The 21,680-nt window shown below is 50.6% G+C and carries 21 protein-coding genes, 4 tRNA genes and 1 other annotated feature; of the genes, 20 read left to right on the forward strand and 5 right to left on the reverse strand.

Annotation, left to right across the window (positions count from 1 at the left end; translation table 11 throughout):
- Positions 1 to 33 precede the first annotated feature (33 nt).
- Positions 34 to 1,125: a ribonuclease H-like domain-containing protein gene (locus tag DWY84_RS15635; RefSeq protein WP_118534262.1), complete on the reverse strand. Its 1,092-nt coding sequence runs from the start codon at positions 1,123 to 1,125 to the stop codon at positions 34 to 36.
- A gap of 199 nt (positions 1,126 to 1,324) precedes the next feature.
- Between DWY84_RS15635 and DWY84_RS15640 the strand changes: the two genes are divergently transcribed.
- The 3 genes from DWY84_RS15640 (at position 1,325) to DWY84_RS15650 (ending at position 2,589) form a co-directional block, all read left to right on the forward strand.
- Positions 1,325 to 1,525: a hypothetical protein gene (locus tag DWY84_RS15640; protein ID WP_118534263.1), complete on the forward strand. Its 201-nt coding sequence runs from the start codon at positions 1,325 to 1,327 to the stop codon at positions 1,523 to 1,525.
- A gap of 105 nt (positions 1,526 to 1,630) precedes the next feature.
- On the forward strand, positions 1,631 to 1,972 hold the full coding sequence (locus tag DWY84_RS15645; protein WP_118534264.1) for an arsenate reductase family protein: 342 nt from the start codon (positions 1,631 to 1,633) through the stop codon (positions 1,970 to 1,972).
- A 20-nt stretch (positions 1,973 to 1,992) separates the two neighbouring features.
- A complete protein-coding gene (locus DWY84_RS15650; protein ID WP_118534281.1) occupies positions 1,993 to 2,589 on the forward strand; it encodes a class I SAM-dependent methyltransferase in 597 nt (198 codons plus the stop codon).
- Between the two features lie 93 nt (positions 2,590 to 2,682).
- On the opposite strand, the gene DWY84_RS15655 is transcribed toward DWY84_RS15650, so the two are convergent.
- Positions 2,683 to 2,756 (reverse strand) — tRNA-Met (locus DWY84_RS15655).
- Between the two features lie 14 nt (positions 2,757 to 2,770).
- Positions 2,771 to 2,843: transfer RNA gene (locus DWY84_RS15660), tRNA-Val, on the reverse strand.
- Between the two features lie 229 nt (positions 2,844 to 3,072).
- Positions 3,073 to 3,354: a binding site (T-box leader), on the forward strand.
- 118 nt (positions 3,355 to 3,472) lie between these two features.
- Here DWY84_RS15660 and DWY84_RS15670 point away from each other — a divergent pair.
- From DWY84_RS15670 to DWY84_RS15715, 11 genes are all read left to right on the forward strand, one after another.
- Positions 3,473 to 6,124: a valine--tRNA ligase gene (locus DWY84_RS15670; RefSeq protein ID WP_118534266.1), complete on the forward strand. Its 2,652-nt coding sequence runs from the start codon at positions 3,473 to 3,475 to the stop codon at positions 6,122 to 6,124.
- Positions 6,125 to 6,167: 43 nt separating this feature from the next.
- Positions 6,168 to 7,472 carry a folylpolyglutamate synthase/dihydrofolate synthase family protein gene (locus DWY84_RS15675; protein WP_118534267.1) on the forward strand — a complete coding sequence of 435 codons (1,305 nt, stop codon included), beginning with the start codon at positions 6,168 to 6,170 and terminating at the stop codon, positions 7,470 to 7,472.
- A 32-nt stretch (positions 7,473 to 7,504) separates the two neighbouring features.
- Positions 7,505 to 7,639 carry a hypothetical protein gene (locus tag DWY84_RS17990; protein WP_279220350.1) on the forward strand — a complete coding sequence of 45 codons (135 nt, stop codon included), beginning with the start codon at positions 7,505 to 7,507 and terminating at the stop codon, positions 7,637 to 7,639.
- 12 nt (positions 7,640 to 7,651) lie between these two features.
- Complete coding sequence (locus tag DWY84_RS15680; RefSeq protein ID WP_118534268.1) at positions 7,652 to 8,956, forward strand: tetratricopeptide repeat protein; 1,305 nt, start codon at positions 7,652 to 7,654, stop codon at positions 8,954 to 8,956.
- Positions 8,957 to 9,092: 136 nt separating this feature from the next.
- Positions 9,093 to 9,434 (forward strand): anti-sigma factor antagonist, encoded by a 342-nt coding sequence (locus DWY84_RS15685; protein WP_118534269.1) that lies wholly within the window; start codon positions 9,093 to 9,095, stop codon positions 9,432 to 9,434.
- Between the two features lie 96 nt (positions 9,435 to 9,530).
- Complete coding sequence (gene spoIIAB / locus DWY84_RS15690; RefSeq protein WP_178716227.1) at positions 9,531 to 9,947, forward strand: anti-sigma F factor; 417 nt, start codon at positions 9,531 to 9,533, stop codon at positions 9,945 to 9,947.
- A gap of 5 nt (positions 9,948 to 9,952) precedes the next feature.
- Positions 9,953 to 10,672: a SigB/SigF/SigG family RNA polymerase sigma factor gene (locus DWY84_RS15695; protein WP_118534271.1), complete on the forward strand. Its 720-nt coding sequence runs from the start codon at positions 9,953 to 9,955 to the stop codon at positions 10,670 to 10,672.
- A 122-nt stretch (positions 10,673 to 10,794) separates the two neighbouring features.
- Positions 10,795 to 11,025: a hypothetical protein gene (locus tag DWY84_RS15700; RefSeq protein WP_147354310.1), complete on the forward strand. Its 231-nt coding sequence runs from the start codon at positions 10,795 to 10,797 to the stop codon at positions 11,023 to 11,025.
- Positions 11,022 to 11,654 (forward strand): stage V sporulation protein AA, encoded by a 633-nt coding sequence (locus DWY84_RS15705; protein WP_118534273.1) that lies wholly within the window; start codon positions 11,022 to 11,024, stop codon positions 11,652 to 11,654. The genes DWY84_RS15700 and DWY84_RS15705 overlap by 4 nt, the downstream gene beginning before the upstream one ends.
- The gene (locus DWY84_RS15710) at positions 11,644 to 12,135 is read left to right on the forward strand and encodes a stage V sporulation protein AB (RefSeq protein WP_118534274.1); all 492 of its coding nucleotides are present in this window, start codon (positions 11,644 to 11,646) and stop codon (positions 12,133 to 12,135) included. The genes DWY84_RS15705 and DWY84_RS15710 overlap by 11 nt, the downstream gene beginning before the upstream one ends.
- An 84-nt stretch (positions 12,136 to 12,219) precedes the next feature.
- On the forward strand, positions 12,220 to 12,675 hold the full coding sequence (locus DWY84_RS15715; RefSeq protein ID WP_118534282.1) for a SpoVA/SpoVAEb family sporulation membrane protein: 456 nt from the start codon (positions 12,220 to 12,222) through the stop codon (positions 12,673 to 12,675).
- A gap of 50 nt (positions 12,676 to 12,725) precedes the next feature.
- Here DWY84_RS15715 and DWY84_RS15720 read toward each other — a convergent pair.
- Positions 12,726 to 12,809: transfer RNA gene (locus DWY84_RS15720), tRNA-Leu, on the reverse strand.
- 5 nt (positions 12,810 to 12,814) lie between these two features.
- Positions 12,815 to 12,898 (reverse strand) — tRNA-Leu (locus tag DWY84_RS15725).
- Between the two features lie 195 nt (positions 12,899 to 13,093).
- On the opposite strand from DWY84_RS15725, the gene DWY84_RS15730 reads away from it, so the two are divergent.
- The 6 genes from DWY84_RS15730 (at position 13,094) to DWY84_RS15755 (ending at position 21,635) form a co-directional block, all read left to right on the forward strand.
- Positions 13,094 to 13,975, forward strand: coding sequence for an NAD(P)/FAD-dependent oxidoreductase (locus tag DWY84_RS15730; protein ID WP_118534275.1), 882 nt, complete (start codon positions 13,094 to 13,096; stop codon positions 13,973 to 13,975).
- A 190-nt stretch (positions 13,976 to 14,165) separates the two neighbouring features.
- Positions 14,166 to 14,600: a MarR family winged helix-turn-helix transcriptional regulator gene (locus tag DWY84_RS15735; RefSeq protein WP_118534276.1), complete on the forward strand. Its 435-nt coding sequence runs from the start codon at positions 14,166 to 14,168 to the stop codon at positions 14,598 to 14,600.
- A gap of 33 nt (positions 14,601 to 14,633) precedes the next feature.
- Positions 14,634 to 16,376 (forward strand): ABC transporter ATP-binding protein, encoded by a 1,743-nt coding sequence (locus tag DWY84_RS15740; protein WP_207665136.1) that lies wholly within the window; start codon positions 14,634 to 14,636, stop codon positions 16,374 to 16,376.
- Entirely contained in the window at positions 16,373 to 18,286 is a 1,914-nt protein-coding gene (locus DWY84_RS15745) for an ABC transporter ATP-binding protein (RefSeq protein ID WP_118534278.1), read from the forward strand. Before DWY84_RS15740 ends, DWY84_RS15745 begins: the two co-directional genes overlap by 4 nt.
- A 237-nt stretch (positions 18,287 to 18,523) precedes the next feature.
- Complete coding sequence (locus DWY84_RS15750; protein WP_118534279.1) at positions 18,524 to 19,582, forward strand: TAXI family TRAP transporter solute-binding subunit; 1,059 nt, start codon at positions 18,524 to 18,526, stop codon at positions 19,580 to 19,582.
- 73 nt (positions 19,583 to 19,655) lie between these two features.
- Positions 19,656 to 21,635, forward strand: coding sequence for a TRAP transporter fused permease subunit (locus DWY84_RS15755; protein ID WP_118534280.1), 1,980 nt, complete (start codon positions 19,656 to 19,658; stop codon positions 21,633 to 21,635).
- Positions 21,636 to 21,680: the final 45 nt, after the last annotated feature.

Genomic DNA, 21,680 nt, shown 5'->3' on the forward strand with positions numbered 1-21,680 from the left:
CTTCGAACCTATATTGATATTGCTCTTAAATTTTTATTTTAGATATGACAGGATGGCGCTTGTGTATTTTTGCAGGGCAGCCTGATCGGCCAGATATACATCGCCCAGCGCCGCGTAGCGCATTTTGTCTTTGTACTCCTGCTTCATGACCGGCTCCCAGATATCTTCAAACTGGGGCAGGAAAAATCCGGTGGTCTTGGTATAGCAGCTGGCTGCGGTGGCCTTTACCCGGGCATCCTTATCCACGCAGGAGCCGATGCTTTTGTGAACGGCCCGGTCTTCAAACGGCAGGTAGTAGTAGTCTTTATAGTCGGGATAGAAATGTTTTAAGGTTCCTTCTGTCAGTTCCACGAAGAAGGTGATCTGATCCTTTTCCATCGTGCAGCGTGCCGGAGCCATGGACGCTTTTACCGGGACCGGAATGGAACAAAAGCTTTTGCATGTCAGCTTTAAAAGATGACGGCAGTGTCCGTTTGCGTCTGGTTCATCCACAATTTCCTGGTCGGACAGCGTGAAGGGATGCTCCAGAAAATCCGGATAATTCAGAATGGGAAGAATGGAAGGCATGCCTTTTAAATCATCCTCGTTGTGCAGAATGAGAAGATCATATAAGTTCTGCTCGTGGGTCATCAGAAAATCCTTGTAAACCTCTATGAGCTGTCCGCCGTTATATTTGTCTGTCCGGGCGATACCGAGAAACTGCTCAATGGATTTCTGCTTTAAGCTGTCTAGCCCAAGCAGGTTCCGGTATGGCTTTATTTTTTTATAGATGTCGAAGCTGGCAACATCGGAAAAGCTGTAGGGCAGGTTAAAATGTTTGCAGCGTTTCTGTAAAAACGGGATATCAAAGCCGTCGCCATTAAAGTGGACTACGGTTTTATACTGCTTCAGAAAATCAAAAAAGTGATTCAGCAGATCTTTTTCAGCCGCCTTGGTATCGGCAAACCACTGGATCAGATTCCAGGTATTATCCTTATAATAGGTGCAGCCAATCAGATACAGCTGGAACCGGTCACCGGAAAAACCGGTGGTTTCAATATCAAAAAAGAGAAGCTCATCCAGCTTTCCAATCCGTTCTAAAGGGTAGGTGTCGGGAAGCAGGAGCTTTTTTTCTATCGTGATCAATGTGGGAACTCCTTATCTCTGGAAGTATTGGCAGGAGCCGCATTCTGTGTTTCGGAAGCGGAAACTGCAACTCGATTATAGCGGTGGAAAGATGGGATGTCAAACCGAATTATTGTAACTGTTCTTGATAGGAGACAGATAATTCGCTATACTGTGAAAGAGTGAAGTGCTTGGAAGGAAAAGAGGTACAAGTGATATTATGTGGAAAATTAAGCATATTTTTGATGGAGAGTACGGATGTGAGGGAAGGCTGCCTGGACAGCTGCCGCAGGTTTCGGTTACCCTGACGGACGAAAAAGGAAATGAGCGTTATGTTTCGGCGGAAGATGCGTGGCTGACGGAACAGGGCCTGGAGGTGGGCGATCACTGGCCATGTGAACTGGAGAAACGGATAAACTAGCATTCGCTCAGATCAGGAAGACAGAAGGCAGGTAAGTGTGAGGGTACTGAACAGCTGCGAAAGCAGCAGATGATTTTGAAAGACAGAAACGGAGAGGATACACGAATGAACATACAGATTTTTGGTACAAAAAAGTGCAGAGACACCCGCAAGGCGGAGCGTTTTTTCAAGGAGCGCGGCATCAAATACCAGTTTATTGATATGAAGGAAAAGGGGATGAGCAAGGGTGAATTCAATTCTGTGGCACATGTAAACGGCGGTGTGGAGGCTATGCTGAACCCGGATGCGAAGGATCAGGATACCCTTGCTTTGATCCGTTATCTGGCGCCGGAGGATAAACTGGAGAAAATCCTGGGAAATCCCCAGGTAATCAAAACTCCGGTCGTGCGAAACGGAAAGCAGTCAACGCTTGGCTATCAGCCGGAAGTGTGGAAGGGCTGGTCATAAACATCATGCGCGGAAGAAACATGGAACAGGAAGAGAAACAGTGGGACCGTCTCTTGAAAATTAAGACCCTGGGCCGGGATGATTCCAATGCAGACCAGTACCGTTATCCCTATGAGCCAACTCCGTATGCCGTGTTAGAACGTCTTGCAAACAGTGGCCGGATCCGGAAAGGAGATACGCTGTTAGACTATGGATGCGGCAAGGGAAGGGTGGACTGTTATCTTTCCTATCAGACACGCTGTCACAGCATCGGTGTGGAGTATGATCCGCGGATTTATGAGACAGCTGCAGAGAATCAAAAGACAGCCGTATCCGGCGGCAGGACAGAGTTTGTTCTGGCGGACGCAGGCGAGTTCCCGGTGCCGGGCGCAGTGAACCGGGCATATTTTTTCAATCCGTTTTCGGTGGAACTATTACAGAAAGTGATCCGGCGAATTCTGGATTCCTGGTACGAAGTATCCCGGGAGATTCGGCTATTTTTCTATTATCCATCGGATGAATATCTGGCGTATCTGATGACCGTGGACGAGCTGGTGTTTGCGGATGAAATTGACTGTCGGGAGCTGTTTGATGGAAACGATGCGAGAGAGCGGATTGTAGAGTTTGTGCTGGAGTGAAAGATGGGGCAGTCATATAAGTGGCTGCTTTTGCTTCAGCATGCGATTAAAAAAGAAAAAGGCAATCTGTTTTACACAGACTGCCTGATTTAGTAGCGGAAGGGAGATTTGAACTCTCGACACCACGGGTATGAACCGTGTGCTCTAGCCAACTGAGCTATTCCGCCATATTTAATTGCTATGGGGCCTATAGGGCTCGAACCTATGACCCTCTGCTTGTAAGGCAGATGCTCTCCCAGCTGAGCTAAGACCCCATATCTGCTGTCTGAGTGATGTCTCACTCAACAGTGCTTACGTAGTATAACGCTTATTGTTTTAATTGTCAACACTTTTTGTACAATTTTTTAAAATTAATTTAGCATTAATGGTATTGCCTGCTATAAAAAGGAGTGTGTTGTCCGCTGCAAAAATGAAAAGAATCATAAATTTTCCTGAAACCTCTTGCAACTTGGCGCTCTTTGCTTTAAAATATTCACGATATGCAAACAGGCTGGGAAGAAGAGGAGTATGTCGTAAGCTTCTGTCAGAGAGAACCATCCATGGCTGGAAGATGGTTTCAGAGGGCACGCACGGAAGGTAGCTTCAGAGCCGGAATCCTGAATCATGTCTGGAATGCGGAGCGTTTCGAAATGAAACCTGCGATCCGGACCAACACAAAGTAAGGATTCCCGTCTGATCCGCGTTAAGGAGACAGCTGTTGCCTTAAGCGGCAGCAGTGACAAAGTGAGAAACAAAGGTGGTACCGCGGAACTTTTCGCCCTTTATGCAGAACGCAGATTCTGTATGAAGGGCTTTCTTTTTTTTCAAAGAAACGCAGCTGTTTAGGGTCCCGCCATGAAAAAGAAGATTTCTACACATCCACACATAAGGAAAGGAAATGATCATGAAAGAACTGGAAAAGAATTACAACCCCTCCGCCATTGAGGAAAAGCTGTATCAGAAATGGCTGGACAACAAGTATTTCCATGCAGACGCTGAGCGTGGAAGGAGAGAGGGCAAGAAGCCTTTCACCATTGTTATGCCTCCGCCAAACATTACCGGTCAGCTGCATATGGGCCATGCACTGGACAATACCATGCAGGATATCCTGACCCGTTATAAGAGAATGCAGGGCTACGAGGCTCTGTGGCAGCCGGGTACGGACCATGCAGCCATCGCAACGGAGGTTAAGGTCATTGACAAGCTGAGAAAAGAGGGCGTGGACAAGCATGATCTGGGCCGTGACAAATTCCTGGAAGCATGCTGGGACTGGAAGAAGGAGTACGGCACCCGCATCATCAAGCAGCTGCACAAGCTGGGCTCCTCCGCTGACTGGGACAGAGAACGTTTTACCATGGACAAGGGCTGCTCCGATGCAGTGCTTGAGGTATTTGTAAAGCTGTACGAGAAAGGCTACATCTACAAAGGCTCCCGCATCATCAACTGGTGTCCGGTCTGCCAGACCTCCATTTCCGACGCTGAGGTTGAGCATGAGGAGCAGGACGGCTTCTTCTGGCACATCAATTACCCGATCGTTGGCGAGGACGGCCGTTTTGTTGAGATCGCAACCACCCGTCCGGAGACTCTGCTTGGTGATACTGCTGTTGCGGTGAACCCGGAGGATGAGCGCTACAAGGATATTATCGGTAAGATGTTAAAGCTGCCGTTGACTGACCGTGAGATCCCGGTCATTGCGGATGAGTATGTTGACAAAGAGTTCGGTACTGGCTGCGTGAAGATCACTCCGGCTCATGACCCGAATGACTTTGAGGTAGGACGCCGCCATAACCTGCCGGAAATCTGCATCATGCACGATGACGCAACCATCGACTGCAAGGGCAGCAAGTACGACGGCATGGACCGCTACGAGGCCCGCAAGGCTATGGTTGAGGACTTAAAGGCCCAGGGCCTGCTGGTGAAGGTTGTTCCGCATTCTCATAATGTAGGAACCCATGACCGCTGCAAGACCACCGTTGAGCCGATGGTAAAACAGCAGTGGTTCGTCCGCATGGAGGAAATGGCAAAACCGGCTATCGCAGCTTTAAAGAACGGTGACTTAAAGTTCGTTCCGGAGAGCTTCGGAAAGACCTATCTGCACTGGTTAGAGGGAATCCGTGACTGGTGTATCTCCAGACAGCTGTGGTGGGGCCATCGTATCCCGGCATACTACTGCCAGGAGTGCGGCGAGATCACCGTTGCGAAATCCATGCCGGAGAAGTGCCCGAAGTGCGGCTGCACCCATTTAAAGCAGGATGAGGACACCCTGGATACCTGGTTCTCCTCTGCCCTGTGGCCGTTCTCTACCCTGGGCTGGCCGGAGAAGACCAAAGAACTGGAATATTTCTATCCGACGGATGTGCTGGTAACCGGTTATGATATCATCTTCTTCTGGGTTATCCGTATGGTATTCTCCGGCTATGAGCAGACCGGAAAATGCCCGTTCAATACCGTACTGATCCATGGTCTGGTGCGCGACAGCCAGGGCCGTAAGATGAGTAAGTCCCTGGGCAACGGTATCGATCCGCTGGAGGTGATCGACAAGTACGGCGCAGATGCCCTGCGTATGACCCTGATTACCGGTAATGCACCGGGCAACGACATGCGTTTCTACTGGGAGCGTGTTGAGGCGAGCCGTAACTTCGCAAACAAGGTATGGAACGCATCCCGTTTCATCATGATGAATATGGAGAAGGCTCCGGTCCACGAGGTTTCCTTAGATGACCTGACCATGGCAGACAAGTGGATCCTGTCCAAGGTAAATACCCTGGCAAAGGATGTCACCGAGAATCTGGATAAGTTTGAGCTGGGCATCGGCCTGCAGAAGGTTTATGACTTTATCTGGGAGGAGTTCTGCGACTGGTACATCGAGATGGTAAAACCGCGTCTGTGGAATGACGAGGACAGCACGAAGGCAGCAGCACTGTGGACCTTAAAGACGGTACTCATCAACTCCTTAAAGCTCTTACATCCGTACATGCCGTTCATCACCGAGGAGATCTTCTGCAACCTGCAGGATGAGGAAGCTTCTATTATGGTATCCGCATGGCCGGAGTATAAGGCAGAGTGGAACTTCGAGCAGGAGGAGTACGCAGTCGAGACCATCAAGGAAGCAGTCCGCGCAATCCGTAACGTACGTACCTCCATGAACGTAGCTCCGAGCAAAAAGGCAAAAGTATACGTTGTTTCCGAGAACCAGAAGCTGCTTCAGATCTTCGAGCACAGCAAGGTGTTCTTTGCAACCCTGGGCTACGCAAGCGAGGTATTCTTACAGTCTGATAAGCAGGGCATTGCCGATGACGCAGTATCCGTAGTGATCCCGGAGGCATCCATCTACATCCCGTTTGCAGAGCTGGTTGACATTGCGAAGGAAATCGAGCGCCTGCAGAAAGAGGAAGAGCGTCTCACCAAGGAGCTTGCCCGTGTAACCGGCATGCTGTCCAATGAGAAATTTGTAAGCAAGGCTCCGGAGGCAAAGATCAACGAAGAGAAGGCAAAGCTGGAAAAGTATACCCAGATGATGGAGCAGGTAAAAGCCCGTCTGGCTCAGCTTAAGTAATCGGTAATCGTTCATATTTGAGAATGGACAGGCATATATAACAATGATAGACAAAAAAGCGCGGGATTACCTGCTGGGAATCCCGCTTTGGACAAAAAAGAAAAATACGCTGGATGAGGTGCGGCATTTCCTGAAAGAACTGGGGAATCCGGACGAGCAGTTAAACATCATCCATGTGGCCGGGACCAACGGAAAGGGTTCGGTCTGCGCGGACTTAACCGCCATGCTCATGGAAGCCGGATATCATGTGGGAACCTTTGTGTCTCCACATCTTACCGATGTGACAGAGCGTTTTCTGGTGGATGGCGTTCCTGTGGAAGAAGCCGGATTTTCAGAGAGCTTCGCCAGGGTAAAGGCAGTCACGGACAGGCTGACGGCAGAAGGCTACGCGCATCCTACCTTTTTTGAGTTTGTGTTTCTCATGGCCATGGACCTATACGGGCGGAGAAAGCCGGATTTTGTGGTTCTGGAGACGGGACTGGGCGGACGGCTGGATACCACCAATGTGATCCGGCATCCGCTGGCCTGCGTGATCACCTCCATCAGCCTCGACCATACCCAGTATCTTGGAGATACGGTGGAGCTGATCGCGGCGGAGAAGGCCGGTATCATCAAGCCGGGTATACCGGTGGTGTATGATAACAACGACCGGGCAGCAGGTGCCGTCATCGCGGCAGCAGCGGACAGGCTTGGCAGTGCGGCTTACGGACTTACGGCAGAAGATTCCTGCTGGGGAGTTTCCTTTGCGGCACCATACCAGGCTATGAACGCGGCTCTGGCGGTGAAGGTTCTGGAGATACTGGAAATTGAGGGAGTGAATGCTGAAGTCTGCAGAAAAGCACTGGCTTCGGTCCACTGGACCGGCCGGATGCAGCAGGTGGCACCGGATGTCTGGGTGGATGGTGCCCACAATCCGGGCGGCATCCGCGCGTTTATTCAGGCGGTGAAGGCACAGAATGGGCTGGCAGTACAGGAAAAACAGTCAGCGCAGCAGCCGGACCAGGGGGAGCAGAATGCAGCGGACATGCATCCACAGATCCAGCTCCTCTTCGCTGCAGTTTCGGATAAGGATTACCATGAGATGATACGTTTGCTCTGCACGGAGCTTTCCCCTGAGCGGGTTACCGTGGTGCAGTTAAAGAGTGAGCGCGGCCTTCAGGCTGATGCGCTGGCAAGGCAGTTTGAGGATGCCGGATGCAGCCATGTGACGGCCTTTGACTCCACGAAAGACGCACTGAAGCATGTACTGTCTGAAAAGAAAGAAGGAGACCATCTCTATATGGTAGGCTCCCTCTACCTGATCGGAGAGATATTGGAGGATTTGAAGTTACAGTTACACCGGATGTAAACAGTGACGGACCTAAGGAAGCGAGGAGAATCATGCTGGATTTTGAAGAAGAGATCGCACGGTTCCAGCCGAGCCTGGAAGTGGGCGATGTGGAAACGCAGATTGTAAAAGAGGATCTGACGGACATGACAGATCTGATGATGGAACTGCTGAAAAACAGGGAGTAACAGAAAACGATTATGAAAACAGGAACGAAAAACCGGCAGATTGCCAATGCCTACTATAACATTGGCCTGGAAAAGGCAAGGAGCCGGGATCTGTCTGGCGCAGTGACTGCGCTGAAAAAAAGTCTCCGGTTTGACAAATACCAGACGGATGCCCGAAACCTGCTGGGCCTGATCTACAATGAGATCGGCGAGGTGGGCGCGGCGCTGACTCAGTGGGTCATCAGCTTAAACCTGCAGGAGCAGGACAATCTGGCAGAGGAATATCTGAGGAAGGTTCATGCGGCCAGAGGATATCTGGAGCTGGCCGATCAGGCAGCCAAAAAGTACAATCAGGCTCTGATCTATGCTCAGAATGACAATGAAGATCTGGCAACGCTGCTCCTGATGCGTATGGTGGAAGAGTTTCCGCAGTATGTCAAGGCGCAGGAACTTCTGGCACTTCTGTATCTCCATCAGGAGGATTATATCAAGGCCGGACGGTGTCTGTATCAGGCATTAAAGATTGACCGGTATAACCCGTGGGTACTTCATTATATGGATATTGCCAAACACAATACAGGCAAGGCTGATGTGGAGAAACGGAAGCTGCAGAATGCTTTTTCCCACCGGAAGCTGCAGGATGATGATATCATCATGCCACCAAGCTATAAGGAAAATACCGGCTGGCAGTCGGTGCTTAACATTCTGGTTGGTCTGGTGCTGGGAGCTATGGTCATTTTTTTTCTGGTTATGCCGGCGAACACCGAGACACTGAATGCAAAGCATAATCAGGAATTGAAAAATACACTGGAAGAGCTGAACCAGAAGAATATCGAGATTGACAGTCTGAACCAGAAGATGGAAGAGGCGAAGAGCGCCCAGAGTGAGGCAGAGGAGAATTTGAAGACTCTGCAGAATTCCAGCGGCGGCACCCTGGCCCAGTACCAGAATCTGGTGAAGATCCTGCAGGCATACCGGGATGAGGACCAGAAAACGGCCACCCTTCTTTATGTGGATACGGACTGGTCGGTGTTAAATGATGGTGTACTGAACGAGACGGTGGCCTGGATTCAGAAGGATATGTCAGAAAATGGGTATACGCTTCTGATGAACCTGGGAGATGAGGCTCTGGCAGCCGGAGATGTGGCTGGAGCAGCGGACTATTACCAGAAGAGCCTGCAGATCAAGGGGGACAACCCGGAGGTAATCTACAAGCTCGGAATGGCCTATGTGACAGCCGGGGATCAGGAAACAGCGACCCAGTATTTTACTGATGTCATCATGAATTATCCGAATTCGGAGTATGTGGATGACGCGAAGACCCAGCGCGGGTACTAAAACGGAATTTGCCTGGTACAAAGACAAATAAAAACAGAACAGAAGGTACGACAGAGAAAACGTGAGAAACGCACTCTGCCGTACCTTTTTTCATTTTACATGAAATTTATATTTTACAGGAAATGGGGGAATTTTTATGTACGAACAGACTTTTTCCTACGAGGCTCATGGACAGACCCTGGTGATCCATCTGCCGAAGGAGCTGGATCATCACAACTGCCGGAACTTAAAATATGAGACCGATCTGCTCCTGTCAGAAAATTATATCAGCAAAGTGGTTTTTGATTTTTCCAGGACGGAATTTATGGATTCCTCTGGCATTGGAATTTTGTTAAACCGCTACAAACAGATGGCGGGAAGCGGCGGTACCGTGACGATTTATGGTGTGAATGCCCAGGTGGGCCGGGTTCTGGCAATTGGCGGTATCGGACGGCTGATGAAATATTTTGACACAAAGGAAGCGGCAATTGCCGGATGATTGCCGGACTGATGTATGAAAAACTGTGACTGCCGGGAAGCTGGACAGGCAGGACGAAAGAATCGAAAAGGTGAAAAACGGGAGGATGGGAAACATATGGAGCGTTTTCGGATGGAGCTGGAGAGCCTTTCAAAAAATGAGGAGTTTGCCCGGGTGGTGGTGGCGGTATTCTTGAGCCGCCTGGATCCGACGCTGGAGGAAATTGATGATGTGAAGACTGCTGTTTCCGAGGCGGTGACGAACGCGGAAATTCATGGGTATGGCGGAGAGAAGGGAGCCATTACCGTGGAGGTGGAGACGGAAGGAAAAGAACTGACTGTGGTGGTGGAAGACTACGGCGTTGGAATCCGGGATATAGAGAAGGCCATGGAACCCATGTTTACCACCGACAAGACCGGAACCAGGTCCGGCATGGGCTTTTCCTTTATGGAGGCCTTTATGGATCAGGTGCATGTGGAATCGGAGCCTGGAAAAGGGACGAAGGTTGTCATGAGAAAACAAATCGGCAGGTGATGTGCATGGATGAGACAATGGATCTGATCCGGCGCGCGCATGCCGGGGATGAGGAAGCGAGGGAGCAGCTGGTCATGGGGAATGTGGGGCTGGTCTGGAGCGTGGCCCGACATTACAGCGGCCGGGGTCATGAGCTGGAGGATCTGTTTCAGATCGGGTGTATTGGACTGTTAAAGGCTGTAGACAAGTTTGATCTTGGATTTCAGGTGCGTTTTTCCACCTATGCGGTGCCAATGATTGCGGGGGAAATCCGGCGCTTTCTGCGGGATGACGGAATGATCCGGGTAAGCCGGTCCATGAAGGAACTGGGACTTCGCGTCCGCAGGGCGCGGGAAACCCTGACGGCAAAGTCCGGGCGGGAACCGGGACTTTCGGAGATTGCGAAGGAACTGGATATCAGCTGTGAGGAAGTGGCGGCCTGCATGGGAGCCGGAGCAGAGGTGGAATCCCTGTACCGGGAGACCGGAAACGGCGAGGAGGGCGGCCTGCGTCTCATGGACCGGATCCCGGACGGAACGCAGAACGAAGAACAGCTCATGAACCGCCTGGTATTAAAACAATTGATGGAAAAACTGCCGGAGAAGGACCGGGAAATTATCGTAAGACGTTATTTTGAAAACCAGACCCAGACCAGGATTGCTGAGGATCTGAATATATCCCAGGTGCAGGTGTCGCGGCTGGAAAAACGGATTCTGAAGCAGATGCGGGAATATCTGGGGGCATAACTGCGCATACTGAACCTAAACAAGCCGGAAGCCGATTCTGCAAGGAAAAGACTGAATTATGGATATTGCGGATTTTCTGGACAGAAAGCAGGCAGAAAACGGACGGAAAGGGATGAGCAGGAATGAAATACTGGAAATCGAAAGTCATGCTGTTGGTCGTACTGGGAGCTATGCTTCTGGTCATGGCAGTGGCATGGCTTTGCTTTTACCATGAAGGAGAACCCAAAGATCCGGATGGAACCCTGGTTCGTCAGGAATTTCGCGGGACGGAACCAGCAGAGTGGAAATCTGACTGGTGGCGCAGCGTAAACAGGACGCCAGAGTTTTTGCGTATCAGGGAGGTGGCTGCATGAGCGCGCAGAACACCGTCTACCTGAATCTGCGGGAAATCACGGAACTGCATAAGCCGGATATTCAGGTGAAGGATGTGGCCGAGGTCTACTGCAGTGACGCCCATGTGCAGAACCGCTGTGCCAGCCTGAAAATCAAGACGATCCGGGAACAGAAGCGCAAGCGCTACGTGGAAAATGCCCTGAATGTGATCCGGATTATGGAGGCGGCAGATTCTTCCGTGACGGTCAGCAATGTGGGAAAAGTGGAGTTTATCATTGATTACCAGCCTAAGGTGCGGCAGAACTTGTTCTGGCAGTGGTGCAAGACTATCTTTGTCTGCGTCATCTGCTTTTGTGGGGCGGCCTTTGCCATTATGACCTTTAACAATGATGTCAGTGTCACCTCAGTGTTTGGTGAGGTGTACCGGCTGCTCACCGGGCAAGAATCCAGTGGGCATACGATTCTGGAGCTGTCCTATTCTGTGGGACTGGCGGTGGGAATCATTGTCTTCTTTAATCATTTCGCGAAGTGGAAGATCAACACGGATCCCACACCGCTGGAGGTGGAGATGCGGCTTTATGAGGATAACATCTGCAAGACTGTGATCCAGAATGATTCCAGAAAGGAGCGGGGCATTGATGTTTCATGATCTGATCTGGAGCAGCGTACAACCGGCATTCCGCAATCTGATTGTGAGCGGCGGGCGAAATGCCGCCCTCCTCTTTGTGGGACTCAGCGCCGGAGGCATCATTGCGGCCGGAGTCTTCGCATTCCTGGTCATCATCGGTGTGTTTCCGCGGCTGATCGGAAAAACGGGAACGAAGAGACATATTCTGTTGTACGGAACCGTGATCGTGAGCGGGGGTGTGCTGGGAAATATTGCGGATCTGTATGAGTTCCCCATTCCACTGCACGGTTTTTCCTCGCTGTTTCTCGGCATCTTTGGACTGGCAGTGGGAATCTTTGTGGGATGCCTGGTGATGTCTCTGGCGGAGACGTTAAAGGCACTGCCGGTTATCAGCCGGAGAATTTATCTGGCGGTGGGGCTGCAGTATCTGATACTTTCTATTGCACTGGGAAAACTGGCCGGATCCCTGGCGTATTTTCTGTGCGGGATGGCAGCGGAATGATGCTGGAATCAGAGCAGGCGCATTTCTGTGGGTGCAGAGATAGAACAAGGCAGAGAAAACAGAGCAAAGGAGATAGAATATACCATGGAATTAAATAAAAAAGCCTACGACAAATACATCAAACAGATTACTCCAGTCAATGAACTGGGAAGCGACATGCTGCGCGCCTTTGTGACCGGCGGCATCATCTGCGCCCTGGGGCAGGCCTCGGTGATGATGATGATCAACTACCTTGGAATGGAGAAAGAAGAAGCTCAGACCTGGATGCTGATGGAACTGATCCTGGCCAGTGTCCTGCTGACGGGTTTTGGCATCTATCCAAAAATTGTAAAATGGGGCGGCGCCGGAGCTCTGGTGCCAATTACCGGATTCGCCAATTCCGTGGTAGCCCCGGCCATTGAATATAAGGCAGAGGGACATGTGTTTGGAATCGGCTGCAAAATTTTCACGATTGCCGGTCCGGTCATTTTGTTTGGTGTATTAACCAGCTGGATTTTGGGGATAATTCTGCTAATCGGAAAAGTTTTGGGGATAGCGTAGAAAAAAGAAGAGCCACCGCACAATTTTGTACGATGGCTCATTTTCTGCAATGCAGAAGATGGGAGTCGAACCCACAAGGTATTGCTACCACACGGACCTGAACCGTGCGCGTCTGCCAATTCCGCCACTTCTGCATACCTGCGGGAGATGGGACTTGAACCCACACGACATAACTGCCACTAGATCCTTAGTCTAGCCTGTCTGCCAATTCCAGCACTCCCGCTGACAAGAATATACTATACTATAAAAGTCAAAAGTGTGCAAGCACTTTTTTCGGAATTTTTGAAAAAATTTGAAAAGTTTATCAGAAGTCCGGTTTCAAAAAATGAAAAAATTTCAACTTTTGAAACCGGGTATGATTGGTATATAATAGAAGAAGATTATGAAATTCAAAACACACAAAGGAGACCACAATTCTATGGAACGTTACGATATCGCCATCATCGGCACTGGCCCGGCGGGGCTTTCGGCAGCAGTGACTGCGGCCATCCGCAAAAAGAAAATTCTCTTAGCAGGCAGCAGGGATTTAAGCAGCAAGGTTCAGAAGGCCCAGGAAATCCAGAACTACCTTGGTTTTCCGGATATCAGCGGTGCGGAGCTGGGAAAGGCCTTTGAGGAACACATTGACCGGATGCAGGTCCCAATTGTGGAGGACCGGGTGAACCTGATCTATCCCATGGGAGATTATTTTTCCCTGCAGGTGGGACAGGACATCTGTGAGGCGGATGCGGTGATTCTGGCCACCGGTGTGAATTTTGGGAAGCCGCTTCCTGGAGAGGAAGAATTTCTTGGCCGTGGTGTCAGCTACTGCGCCACCTGTGACGCGCCCCTTTACCGCGGAGCCACCGTGGCGGTGATTGGTTATCAGAAGTCCGAAGAGGCTGAGGCAGATTTCCTGGCGGATATTGCGGAGAAGGTCTACTATATTCCAATGTACAAGGAACCAGTAGAGGTTTCAGAGAAAATCCAGGTAGTAAGGGAAGTGCCGAAGGAGATCACTGGCGGTATGAAGGCAGATGTGCTGGTGACAAATGCGAACAGTTATCCGGTGGACTGCGTTTTTATATTAAGAGAGAGCGTGTCTCCGAAGAATCTGGTGCCGGGCTTACAGATGGATGGAAACCACGTAGCGGTAAATCTGCAGATGGAGACGAATGTGCCGGGCTGTTTTGCCTGTGGTGACATCGCCGGACGGCCTTACCAGTATATCAAGTCCGCTGGACAGGGAAATATTGCGGCGCTGTCTGCCGTTTCCTATCTGGACCAGAAGCGTCGCAGCCAAAAATCCGCAGACGCATGATTTTGCGGTTACAAAACTTCAAAACAGAAATATCAATTAGAATTTCATAGAAAGTTCACAAATTTCCAATTGACAAATTAGCGAAAATATCCTAATATACTTAGGAAACTAAATAAAATATACAGCTGAGAGATATTCCATACAGGAATTCAGAAGAAAGCTGCATAGCCACACAGTATGATGAGGTGCAATGAAGCAGGAAGAAAAAATTGCCATGCGCAGCATCAAACGTCTGTCAAACGGAATCAGCAGAGAGATGTGTGCGGCCTTTGGCTCCGGAATGTTCAGCGGAGCCCAGGGACGCACACTTCATTTTCTTTTGGCAGCTCATACGAAGCACGATGTCTTTCAGAAAGATATTGAGGAGGAGTTCGGCTTAAGGCCGCCTACAGCCACAGCACTGTTAAAAGAGCTGGAGCAGAGGGGGCTGATCCGGAAAGAACCGGTTTCCTATGACGCGAGAAGAAAAAAGATTGTGGTGACTGAGGAAGCATTGAAGTATAAAGACTGCGTACTCCGGGGCCTGGATGAGCTGAACAGGAAGCTCACCGCAGGAATTTCAGAGGAGGAGATGCAGGTCTTTTTTACTGTGACAGACAAGATGCTGAAAAATCTGGCAGAATAATTTACGAAACAGTGTAACAAGGAGGAAATGTTTGTGATTAAGACCTTACTGAAAAGTGTACGGCAGTACAAAAAGCAGACTCTTTTATCACCGGTGTTTGTAGCGGGAGAGGTTATTTTAGAGTGTATGATTCCGCTTGTCATGTCCCGGATGATTGACCGGATGTCTGCTGAGTCCATATCGCCAATTATAAAGTACGGAGTGATCCTTCTGATCATGGCGACCGTATCTCTGGGATTTGGTGTACTGTCTGCCCGGAACGCGGCAGAAGCGTCCTGTGGTTTCGCGAAGAACTTAAGACAGGATATGTATTTCAAGATTCAGGATTTCGCCTTTGCGGATATTGATAAATTCTCCGCATCGTCCCTGGTAACCCGTATGACAACGGATGTGACCAACGTGCAGAATGCGTACCAGCTGCTGATCCGTCTGGCAGTCCGCACTCCGCTTATGATCCTGTTCTCGGTGATCATGGCTATGACCATCAACCCGAAGATGGCGATGATCTTCCTGTGCATTTTGCCGATTCTGGCTGCGGTGCTGTTTGGCATTGCTATGCATGTACATCCGATCTTCAAGCGGATTTTTAAAAAGTACGATGCGTTAAATAACTCGGTACAGGAGAATGTGGCCGGCATCCGTGTGGTAAAGTCTTTTGTCCGTGAGGCCTATGAGACGGAGAAGTTTGACAAGGCCGCTGAAGAGGTGCGCAAGGACTTTACCTTTGTTGAGAAGATCCTGGCTTTCAATAACCCGACCATGATGTTCTGCATGTATCTGTCCATGTTCCTGGTGTATTACCTTGGCGCGCGGATCATCGTCAACACTGGAGCGACTGAGCTGACCACCGGACAGCTGTCTTCCCTGATCACCTACGGCGTGCAGATTCTGATATCTGTGATGATGCTCTCCATGGTATTCATCATGACCACCATGGCATCTGAGTGCGCAGAGCGTATCGCGGAGGTGCTGACCCACGAAAGCTCCCTGACTTCCCCGGAAAATGGTGAGAAGCAGGTGGCAGACGGAAGCGTGGATTTCGACCATGTTTCCTTTAAATATTCCGAGAAGAGCAAGAAGTTCGCGCTGGCTGACATTGACCTGCATATTCCGTCCGGTGCTACCGTGGGCATCATCGGCGGAACCGGTTCTTCCAAGACCACCCTGATTCAGCTGATCTCCCGTCTGTACGATGTGACAGAGGGAAGCGTGAGGGTAGCGGGAAAGGATGTGCGGGAGTACGATCTGGAATCCTTACGTGACGCGGTTGCGGTTGTGCTTCAGAAAAACGTGCTGTTTTCCGGCACCATTAAGGAGAATATGCGCTGGGGCAACAAGAACGCGACAGATGAAGAAATCCTTCACGCATGTAAGCTGGCCCAGGCCGATGAGTTCGTAAGCCAGTTTCCGAACGGCTATGACACTTACATTGAGCGCGGCGGTACCAACGTATCCGGCGGACAGAAGCAGCGCCTGTGTATCGCGAGAGCACTTCTGAAAAAAACGCGTATTCTGATCCTGGATGATTCTACCTCCGCGGTAGATACCAAGACCGATGCGCTGATCCGCATAGCCTTCCGCGAGGAACTGCCGGACACCACCAAGATCATCATTGCCCAGCGTATTTCTTCCGTGCAGGACGCAGATTTCATTCTGGTCATGGACGGCGGACGCATTGTCGAGCAGGGCAATCACGACGAACTGGTGGCGCTGAATGGCATTTACCGGGAAATCTTTGATTCCCAGACTAAGAGTAAGGAGGCGGAAGAAGGATGAGTGAAAAGAAAAATATGAGCCGGACAGGCATTCAGCCAGGCACCTTTAAGCGCCTGATGGCCTATCTGTTTTCCCATTACCGGGCACATCTGATCACGGTGATTCTCTGTATTGTCGTGACGGCGGTGGCTTCTGTGGGACAGACCATTTATATTCAGAAGCTGATAGATGAATGCATTCTTCCGGGTGTCGAGAACGGCATGGCCAGTGTCTGGGCGCAGATGCGGGGGATTTTTACCAGCATGGCGTGTGTCTATGCACTTGGCGTGCTGGCATCCCTGATTTACACCCGCATCATGGCAACGGTAACTCAGGGAACTTTAAAAAATTTCCGTGTTGATATGTTTACCAGGATGCAGACCCTTCCGGTCAAGTATTTTGACACCCACGCCCACGGCGACATCATGAGTACCTACACCAACGATACGGATGCCATCCGTATGATGGTCAGCCAGAGCATGCCGATGCTGGTTCAGTCCATCCTGACCATTCTGGTCATGATCATCATGATGACCCGCTTCAGCATTCCAATGTTCGTTGTAGTCTGCCTGTTTGTGGCTGGTATGCTGACCGTGACGAAGAAATTCGGCGGCATGAGCTCCAAATACATGATGTTCCAGCAGCGTTCCCTGGCAGCAGAAGAAGGCTTTGTGGAAGAGATGATGGCAGGCCAGAAGGTGGTCCAGGTTTTCTGTCACGAGGAAGAGGCAAAGCAGGATTTCTTAAAATACAACGAAAAGCTGTTTGAGGACAGCAAGACAGCAAATCAGTACGGTAATGCCCTGATGCCGATCCTTGGCAACATGGGCAATCTGATGTATGTGGTTCTTGCCATTGTTGGCGGCCTGATGGTTTATTTCCAGGCACCGAACCTGACCTGGAGGGGCTTTAGTCCGGTATCTGTCGGAATTATCATCACATTCCTGGGGATGTCCAGACAGCTGGCCCAGACCGTGGGACAGAGCTCCAACCAGGTGGCACTGATCGCCATGGGCCTTGCAGGTGCAGGACGTATCTTCGAGCTGATCGATGAAAAGCCGGAGGAGGACGAGGGCTTTGTTACCCTGGTCAATGCAAAGCATGATGAGAACGGCGAGCTGGTGGAGGCCGACCATCCGACCCACATCTGGGCATGGAAGTATCCGCGTCCGGACGGTACTGTCACCTATACAGAGTTAAAGGGCGATATCCGCCTGGAGCATGTAGATTTTGGGTATGTGTCGGAGAAGCTGGTGCTGCATGATGTATCTCTGTTTGCGAAGCCGGGTCAGAAGATCGCGTTCGTAGGCGCGACTGGTGCCGGAAAAACCACCATCACCAATCTGATCAACCGTTTCTACGATATCCCGGACGGCAAAATCCGCTACGACGGCATCAACATCAACAAGATCTGCAAAGCAGACCTGCGCCGCTCTCTCGGTGTGGTGCTGCAGGAGGTTAATCTGTTTACCGGAACTGTAATGGACAATATTCGCTACGGACGTCTGGATGCGACCGATGAGGAATGCATTGCGGCAGCGAAGCTGGCTAATGCGGACAGCTTCATCACCCGTCTGCCGGATGGTTACAACACCATGCTGACCGGAAACGGCGCGAGCCTTTCCCAGGGACAGCGCCAGCTGATCTCCATTGCCCGCGCGGCGGTGGCAGATCCGCCTGCCATGATCCTGGATGAGGCAACCAGCTCCATCGATACCCGTACCGAGGCACTGGTACAGCAGGGTATGGATAACCTGATGGAGGGCAGAACCGTGCTTGTTATCGCGCACCGTCTGTCCACCATCCGCAACAGTAAAGCCATCATGGTTCTGGATCACGGACGCATCATCGAGCGCGGTGACCACGACGACCTGATCACCCAGAAGGGTACTTACTATCAGCTGTATACCGGCGCGTTTGAGCTGGATTAAACAGCACTTAAGAATCGAAAAGCATCGTTTATATTATTTAGAAGAGAGTCAGTGTGAGCAGTCACATTGGCTCTTCTTTATTTATAAAATTTTGTCAATCTCAATTCTTTTACCAATTTAGCGCGACAAAGCACAACTAAAAAGCTGTAATAATTACAATATTTTGCTTGATGTTCAAAAAATCCTGTGCTATAATTGGCACCAAGTTGAGAAAAAGTACTGAGGAGGACAATGATTATGAAAAAGAATATGGCACTGGTTATGGCAACTATGATGGCAGCAGCATCCCTTACCGCATGCGGTGGTTCCGGTACCGCATCCACTACCGCAGCTGATACAAAAGCAGCAGACACGACTGCAGCAGACAGCGCGGCAGATACCAAAGCAGCACCGGCAGACAAGATCGGCCTGGCAGGCAGCGGTAAGGAACTCATCTTCACCACTGGCGGCGACCAGGGTACCTACTACGGATTCGGAAGCGTAATCGCAGGTCAGATCAGTGATTTAACCGATACGACCGTAACCGCCATTGTCGGCAAGGGCTCCAAGGGCAACATCGAGGCTATGGACGCAGGTGACGCACAGCTTGGTTTCGTACAGTCCGACGTTATGTCTTACGCATACAACGGCACAAACCTCTTTGATGGTGCCAAGATTGACGGTTTCTCCACCGTGGCAGCACTTTACATGGAGCAGGTACAGATCGTAACCCTTGACCCGGATATCAAGACCGTGGCTGACTTAAAGGGTAAGACCGTATCCGTTGGCGATTCCGGTTCCGGCGTTTACTTCAACGCTCTGGACTGCCTGGGTGCTTATGATTTAACCATTGACGATATCAAACCTACCTACCAGTCCTTCGGTGATAGCGTAGAGGCTATGCAGGATGGCAAGATCGACGCAGCCTTCATCGTAGCAGGCGCGCCGACCACCGCAGTTACCTCCCTGGCAGCCACCAGAGATGTATATCTGGTAGAGTTAGATGACGAGCATATTGAAAAACTTGAGGCAGCATCTCCTTACTACACCAAATACGTAATTCCGAAAGATGCATATGGACTTGAGAAGGACGCAACCACCGTTGCAGTCAGCGCAGTTGTTATCGCACAGGATGATGTAGATGAGAACGACATTTACAACTTTGTTGCAGGCATCTACGACAGCATTGATACCCTGGGACATGACAAGAAGAACGAGCTGGATCTTGACTTTGCAGCTTCCGTAACTGCAGTTCCGTACCACGCAGGCGCAGCAAAATACTTCGCAGAAAAAGGCCTGACTGTACCGACAAAATAAGAAACCGAAAAGCTGATCAGGCGTTTCCGAAATCCGGAGGCGCCTGTAGAATGAATAGGAAGGGGATTCGATTATGAGCTTTCTGAACAAACACAAAACAGAAGCCGCAGTGAACACGGCACCGGCAGCCGATGGCTTAACCGGAACCGCAGAAGATGTTGACGTGGTGATGAAAAAATATGACAGGGAATCCAATGTCCGTGTATGGGAAGGAAAGCCTAAAACCGTGATCCGTTTCCTGATGGCAGCATTCTCCCTGTTCTGCATTTACCTGACTCTGGTAGACAAGAGCCTCCCGGAGGTGCGCTTAAGCTTATTCCTGGCCATGATCATTGTCATCGGATTTTTAAACTATCCGATCAAAAAAGGTCATGTCCGCGTGAACCACATTCCATTCTATGATGTAGTCCTGATGGTGGCAGGAGCAGGCCCGTTCCTGTACTTTGCAGCCAATGCCCAGAAGATTCTGTTAACCAGCTACAGTGTTATCTCAAAAGACCCGTTCATGCTGGCTCTGGCCATCATGGCTATCCTGGTTTTGGTAGAACTCTGCCGTCGCTGCGTTGGCCTGCCGATCCTTTTTGTCGTAGGCGCGCTGCTTATTTACACCTTTTCCAATGTCCGTTTTGGTAAGGTTATTTACGATCTGTTCTACACCACCAACGGTGTCATGAACACCCCGATCAACGTATGTCAGAAATACATTGTTGTATTCATCATTTTCGGCGCGTTCCTGGAGAGAACCAGTATCTCAGCATTCTTCATTGATCTGGCAAACTGCGTGGCAGGTTCTTCCTGCGGCGGTCCGGCTAAGGTAGCCGTTATTTCCTCCGCACTGTGCGGTATGGTTTCTGGTTCTTCTGTAGGAAACACCGTAACCACCGGTTCCGTCACCATCCCGATGATGATCAAGACCGGCTACAAACCAGAGTTTGCAGGTGCCGTTGAGGCAGCCGCTTCCACAGGCGGACAGATCATGCCGCCGATCATGGGCGCAGCCGCATTCCTGATGGCAGAGTACACCGGCATTCCGTATTCCCGCATCGCGGTTCTGGCTATCCTTCCGGCTATCCTGTATTTCGCAGGTATTTACATTGCCGTACATCTGGAGGCAAAGAAGCTTGGCTTACAGGGCCTTGACAAAGACAGCCTTCCAAAATTCAGCTATTTAGTGAAAAAGCTTTACCTGCTGGCTCCACTGGTTGTCCTGGTGGTTCTGGTATCCAATGGTACCCGCACCATGCAGAGTTCCGCAGCCATCGCAATTCTGGTTACCATTGTAGTTGGCCTGTTCAACTCCGATAACCGCATTTCCCTGGGCAAGATCATTGACGCTCTGGAAGCAGGCGGCAAGGGAACCATCACCGTAGCATCTGCATGTACCATGGCTGGTATCGTGGCAGGCTGTATCACCTCCACCGGTCTTGCATCCAAGCTCCTGCGTGCCATCGTATCCGCATCCGGCGGTGTCATGATCATCGCACTGCTGCTTACCATGATCTGCTGCATCGTGCTTGGCATGGGCGTTCCGACCACCGCAACCTACTGCATCATGGCAGCAACCTGCGCTCCGATCCTGATGAGCCCGGAGATCGGCGTTGAGATGCTGGCAGCACACTTCTTCGTATTCTACTTTGGTATCGTGGCAGATATCACCCCGCCGGTAGCACTGGCTGCCTACGCAGGCGCCGCCATTGCGAAGGCCGGACCGATGAAGACCGCGTTCAACGCAAGCCGTCTTGCCATCGCAGCGTTCATCGTACCCTACATCATCGCCATGAACCCGGCAATGCTGTTCATCAACACCACCATCCCGGAGGTTGTGATGATCACCATTACCAGCATCATCGGTATCTTCGGTGTGGCAGCCGGCTTAAGTGGCTTCGTATTCCGCAACATGAAGTGGTGGGAGAGAATCCTCTGCATCGTTGGAGGACTTACCCTTCTGGTACCGGGCAGCCTGACAGACCTCATCGGACTGGTGCTCGTAGGTGCTGTGTGCGTGCTGGGATACCAGGCAGCGAAGAAAGAAAAAGAGGTACTGGTAGTATAATAACAATTTAGGGTTAAAACCAATAAAGGTCCGAAGCCGGTAATC

Source organism: Clostridium sp. AF27-2AA, assembly GCF_003478505.1.
GTDB lineage: Bacteria > Bacillota > Clostridia > Lachnospirales > Lachnospiraceae > Brotaphodocola.